Source organism: Pseudomonas brassicacearum, from assembly GCF_918698105.1.
GTDB lineage: Bacteria > Pseudomonadota > Gammaproteobacteria > Pseudomonadales > Pseudomonadaceae > Aquipseudomonas > Aquipseudomonas brassicacearum_F.
In genome coordinates this window covers 1-4,753 of record NZ_CAKKMI010000147.1, presented here as the reverse complement: position 1 = coordinate 4,753, position 4,753 = coordinate 1, and the positions used below count along the sequence as shown (strand labels likewise).

3 protein-coding genes are annotated in these 4,753 nt (G+C 61.0%); 1 reads left to right on the top strand and 2 read right to left on the bottom strand.

All coding sequences use genetic code 11. The features are described from left to right. Positions 1 to 81: 81 nt before the first annotated feature. Positions 82 to 654 (bottom strand): xanthine phosphoribosyltransferase, encoded by a 573-nt coding sequence (locus tag LQ215_RS29205; protein ID WP_003206836.1) that lies wholly within the window; start codon positions 652 to 654, stop codon positions 82 to 84. Positions 655 to 724: 70 nt separating this feature from the next. Then, complete coding sequence (gene rep / locus LQ215_RS29200) at positions 725 to 2,734, bottom strand: DNA helicase Rep (protein ID WP_230153705.1); 2,010 nt, start codon at positions 2,732 to 2,734, stop codon at positions 725 to 727. 273 nt (positions 2,735 to 3,007) lie between these two features. On the opposite strand from rep, the gene LQ215_RS29195 reads away from it, so the two are divergent. Beyond that, a complete protein-coding gene (locus LQ215_RS29195; RefSeq protein WP_230153704.1) occupies positions 3,008 to 4,678 on the top strand; it encodes a putative bifunctional diguanylate cyclase/phosphodiesterase in 1,671 nt (556 codons plus the stop codon). Positions 4,679 to 4,753 lie beyond the last annotated feature (75 nt).

Here is a 4,753-nt window from a genome sequence, read left to right as displayed (position 1 = left end):
CGATAGCGGTCTATCAGACACATTTTATGTAACAGATACACCGCTATCGCGAGCAAGCTCGCTCCCACAGGAGGCACAGAGTCAGTCGATGAAGGTCACAACCCCACCGGCCAACGACTTCACCCGCGCCAGGGATTCAACCCGATAGCCTTGGGCATCCAGTTCCGCACGGCCGCCCTGGAATGACTTCTCGATCACGATCCCCAGCCCGGCGACGGTGGCGCCGGCCTGCTTGATGATGGAGATCAACGCCTGGGAGGCTTTGCCGTTGGCCAGGAAGTCATCGATGATCAGCACCCGGTCGCTGCTGGTCAGGTGACGCGGGCTGATGGCGACGGTGCTTTCGGTTTTCTTGGTGAACGAATACACGGTGGCCGACAGCAGGTTTTCTGTCAGGGTCAGGGACTGTTGCTTGCGGGCGAAGATCACCGGTACGCCCAGGTTCAGCCCGGTCATGATTGCCGGGGCAATCCCTGAGGCTTCGATCGTGACGATCTTGGTGATGCCCGAGTCCTTGAACAACGCGGCGAACTCGTCGCCGATCAGCTTCATCAACTGCGGGTCGATCTGATGGTTCAGGAACGCGTCGACTTTCAGGACCTGATCGGAAAGCACGATGCCTTGCTCGCGAATTTTCTGGTGCAGGGCTTCCATGAAGCCTCCTCTGGTGACGCCTTCGGCGCCTGGATTGGGTAAAAAGCCTGGTGGAAAAAAGTAGTCGATTCTAACGCTTCAACATCGCGCGTATATCGGCCAGGGCACTGTTGCCGCGAACGACCTTGACTTCCGTCGGTGTGTCGTCGTTGCCTTCCCAGGCCAAGTCGTCCGGCGGCAGTTCATCGAGAAAGCGGCTGGGGGCGCAGTCGATCACTTCGCCGTATTGCTTGCGCTTGGCGGCAAAAGTGAAGGCCAGCGTCTGACGGGCCCGGGTAATCCCGACATAGGCCAGGCGCCGTTCTTCCTCGATGGTGTCGGCCTCGATGCTGGAGCGGTGCGGCAGGATTTCTTCTTCCATGCCCATGATGAACACGTAGGGGAATTCCAGGCCCTTGGAGGCGTGCAGCGTCATCATTTGCACACCTTCGGCGCCGTCTTCCTCTTCCTGCTGGCGCTCGAGCATGTCGCGCAGCACGAGTTTGCCGATGGCGTCCTCGACCGTCATGTCGCCGTCTTCGTCTTTTTCCAGGGTGTTCTTCAACGCCTCGATCAGGAACCAGACGTTGCCCATGCGGTAGTCGGCGGCCTTGTCGCTGGAGCTGTTGGTGCGCAGCCAGTTCTCGTAGTCGATGTCCATCACCATGCTGCGCAGCGCCGAAATCGGATCTTCCCCGGCGCACTGTTCGCGGACCTTGTCCATGAAGCGCTTGAAGCGCGCCAGGCGATCGGTGAAGCGGCTGTCCAGATGTTCGCCCAGGCCGATTTCGTCAGTGGCTGCGTACATCGAGATCTTGCGTTCGGTGGCGTAGTTGCCGAGTTTTTCCAGGGTGGTCGAACCGATTTCCCGGCGCGGCACGTTGATCACCCGCAGGAAGGCGTTGTCGTCGTCCGGGTTCACGATCAGGCGGAAGTAGGCCATCAGGTCCTTCACTTCCTGGCGTCCGAAAAAACTGTTGCCCCCCGACAGGCGATAAGGGATCTGGTGATGCTGCAGTTTCAGCTCGATGAGCTTGGCCTGGTAGTTGCCGCGGTACAGGATCGCAAAGTCGCTGTACGGCCGGTCGGTGCGCAGGTGCAGGCTGAGGATTTCCATGGCCACGCGCTCGGCTTCGGCGTCTTCGTTGCGGCAACGGATCACGCGGATCTCGTCGCCGTGGCCCATCTCGCTCCACAGTTGTTTTTCGAACTCGTGGGGGTTGTTGGAAATCAGCACGTTGGCACAGCGCAGGATGCGGCTGGTGGAGCGGTAGTTCTGCTCCAGCATCACCACTTTGAGCGACGGGTAGTCTTCCTTTAGCAACATCAGGTTTTCCGGTCGCGCGCCGCGCCAGGCATAGATCGACTGGTCGTCGTCGCCTACCACGGTGAACTGGTTGCGCGTACCGATCAGCAGCTTCACCAGCAAGTATTGGCTGGCGTTGGTGTCCTGGTATTCGTCCACGAGCAGGTAGCGGACCTTGTTCTGCCATTTTTCGAGAATGTCGGCGTGGTCCTGGAACAGCTTGACCGGCAGCAGGATCAGGTCGTCGAAGTCCACCGCGTTGAACGCCTTGAGCGTGCGCTGGTAGTGGGTGTAGACGATGGCGGCGGTCTGTTCCTTGGGGTTGCGGGCGTTCTCCAGGGCCTGGGGCGGCAGGATCAGGTCGTTTTTCCAGGCGCCGATCATGTTCTTGATCTCATCCACACCGTCGTCGCCCGAATATTCCTTCTGCATGATGTCGGTCATCAGGGCCTTGACGTCGGTCTCGTCGAAAATCGAGAAGCCCGGTTTGTAGCCCAGCCGCGCATGTTCCTTGCGGATGATGTTCAGGCCCAGGTTGTGGAAGGTGCAGACCGTCAGGCCGCGGCCTTCGCCGGCGCGCAACAGGGTGCCGACGCGCTCTTTCATTTCCCGGGCGGCCTTGTTGGTGAAGGTCATGGCGACGATGTACTGGGCGCGGATGCCACAATTCTGGATCAGGTGCGCGATCTTTCGGGTGATTACGCTGGTCTTGCCGGAGCCTGCACCGGCGAGCACCAAAAGAGGGCCGCCGACATAGTTCACGGCTTCTTGCTGCCGGGGATTGAGTCGGGACATGACAGAGTCAGGGAGTCGTTTGCGAAATGGGCCGGCATTTTAACAGGCTCAGAGAATTGTGCTGCTCTGTCCGACTTGTGACGCATAGCGCATTGTCATTTGCCGCATCTGTTACTTTCACGCAGGATGTGGGGCCAATTGCGTCCAGCACAGGATTTGGAGTGGAAAAAAACCACCGAAACCGCGTGTTTGAGAACCATTGACATTGGTCATTGCCCATCGGCACGTCATAATGCCCGGCGCCTACCACCTTGCAGAGTCTAGGGAGTCAGCTTGTCAACGCCTGTCGAACCCTTGCGTTTGCTGTTATTGGCCCAAGAGCCTGCGTGGTCAGCAATATTGCGCGAGTGCCTGGCGTCCATGGGGCCCTCGGTCGTGTTGATCAGCGCCCCAAGCTGGGAGTCAGTCAGCAGCCTGTTCGAAGATAATCGCAACGCGGTGTTGCTGACCGTTGCGGCGTTGCAGCCGGCACCGGGCCGTTGCAGCCTGCCGACGATCCTGTTGCTCGAGCACGAGCCGGCGGTTGCCCCCGACGGTGTCAGCGACTGGTTGGTGCGTGATGTCCTCGACAGCGCGACCCTGCGTCGTTGCCTGCGGCATGTGCGCGAACGCGGCGTGCTGGAAAACACCTTGCAGCGCCTCGCCGAACAGGACCCCTTGACGGGCATCGCCAATCGCCAGGGTTTCCAGACGCTGCTGGCGGCGCGCCTGGCGGAAAACGACGGCCGTGGCCTGGCGCTCGGTCACCTGGACCTGGACAACTTTCGTCACGCCAACGACGCCCTCGGCCACCAGGCCGGTGACCGCTTGATCCTGCAAGTGGTGTCGCGGCTCAAGGGCTCGCTCGAGGCCGGCGATCAATTGGCGCGGTTGGGCAGTGATGAATTCGCCCTGCTGATCGACACCCGCCGCGCGCCACAGCGGGCCGAGTGGATGGCCGAGCGTATTACCGAAGCCTTGGCCGAACCCTATTGGGTGGACGGTGAAAGCCTGCTGATCGGCTGCAGCCTGGGCGTTGCCCACGCTCGCGCGCAGGCCGGCGCCGATCCGTTGATGTGGCACGCCCACATCGCCATGCAGCAGGCCAAGAGCACCCAGGGCTGCACCTTTCATATCTTCAACGAGCGCATCAATCGCAATGCCCGCAGCCTCGCCGACCTGGAAAGCGAACTGCGCCGGGCACTGCGCCGTGACGAGTTGGAGCTGCATTACCAGCCGCGGCTGAACCTCGATGATGGCCACATCGTCGGCCTCGAAGCCTTGGTACGCTGGCGTCACGGCGAACGTGGCTTGCTGCCACCGAGTGAGTTCGTGCCGCTGGCCGAACAGAGCGGCCTGATCGTGCCGCTGGGCTACTGGGTGATTTCCCGGGCGCTGCGGGACATGCAGGCCCTGCGCGAGCGGGGGCTGGCGCCGTTGCACATGGCGGTCAACCTGTCGTTCCGACAGTTCCAGGACAGCCAGTTGCTGCCGACCTTGAGCCGGCTGATTGCCGAGCGGGGTGTCGAGGCGCAATGGCTGGAGTTCGAACTCACCGAAACCGCCGTCATGCGCCGTAGCGAACTGGTCAAGCAGACCATGGACGCCCTGGGCCGCCTGGGGGTGCGCTTCTCTTTGGACGACTTCGGCACCGGCTTCTCCTCGTTCGTGCACCTCAACAGCCTGCCGATCGCTTTGCTCAAGATCGACAAGAGCTTCGTCGGTGGCATGGAGCAGCGCGAAGAGAACCGCAAACTGGTGCACGCGATGATCAACCTGGCGCACAACCTCAACCTGGAAGTGGTGGCCGAAGGTGTGGAAACCCAGGAGCAACTGGACCTGCTACGCGGCTTCGGGTGCGACCAGGTGCAGGGTTTCCTGATCAGCAAGCCGTTACCGTTGCCGGAGTTGGTTGAGTACTTGACGTTCGAGGGGGATCAGCAATCGATGCTGGAAATCAGCTGACACAAAACCCTGTGGGAGCGAGCTTGCTCGCGATAGCGGCGTGTCAGTCAAAATCGATGTGACAGACCTATCGCT

Coding starts and splice junctions, on each gene's coding strand:
- LQ215_RS29205 (WP_003206836.1), bottom strand. CDS start 654: ATGGAAGCCCTGCACCAGAAAATTCGCGAGCAAGGCATCGTGCTTTCC.
- rep (WP_230153705.1), bottom strand. CDS start 2,734: ATGTCCCGACTCAATCCCCGGCAGCAAGAAGCCGTGAACTATGTCGGC.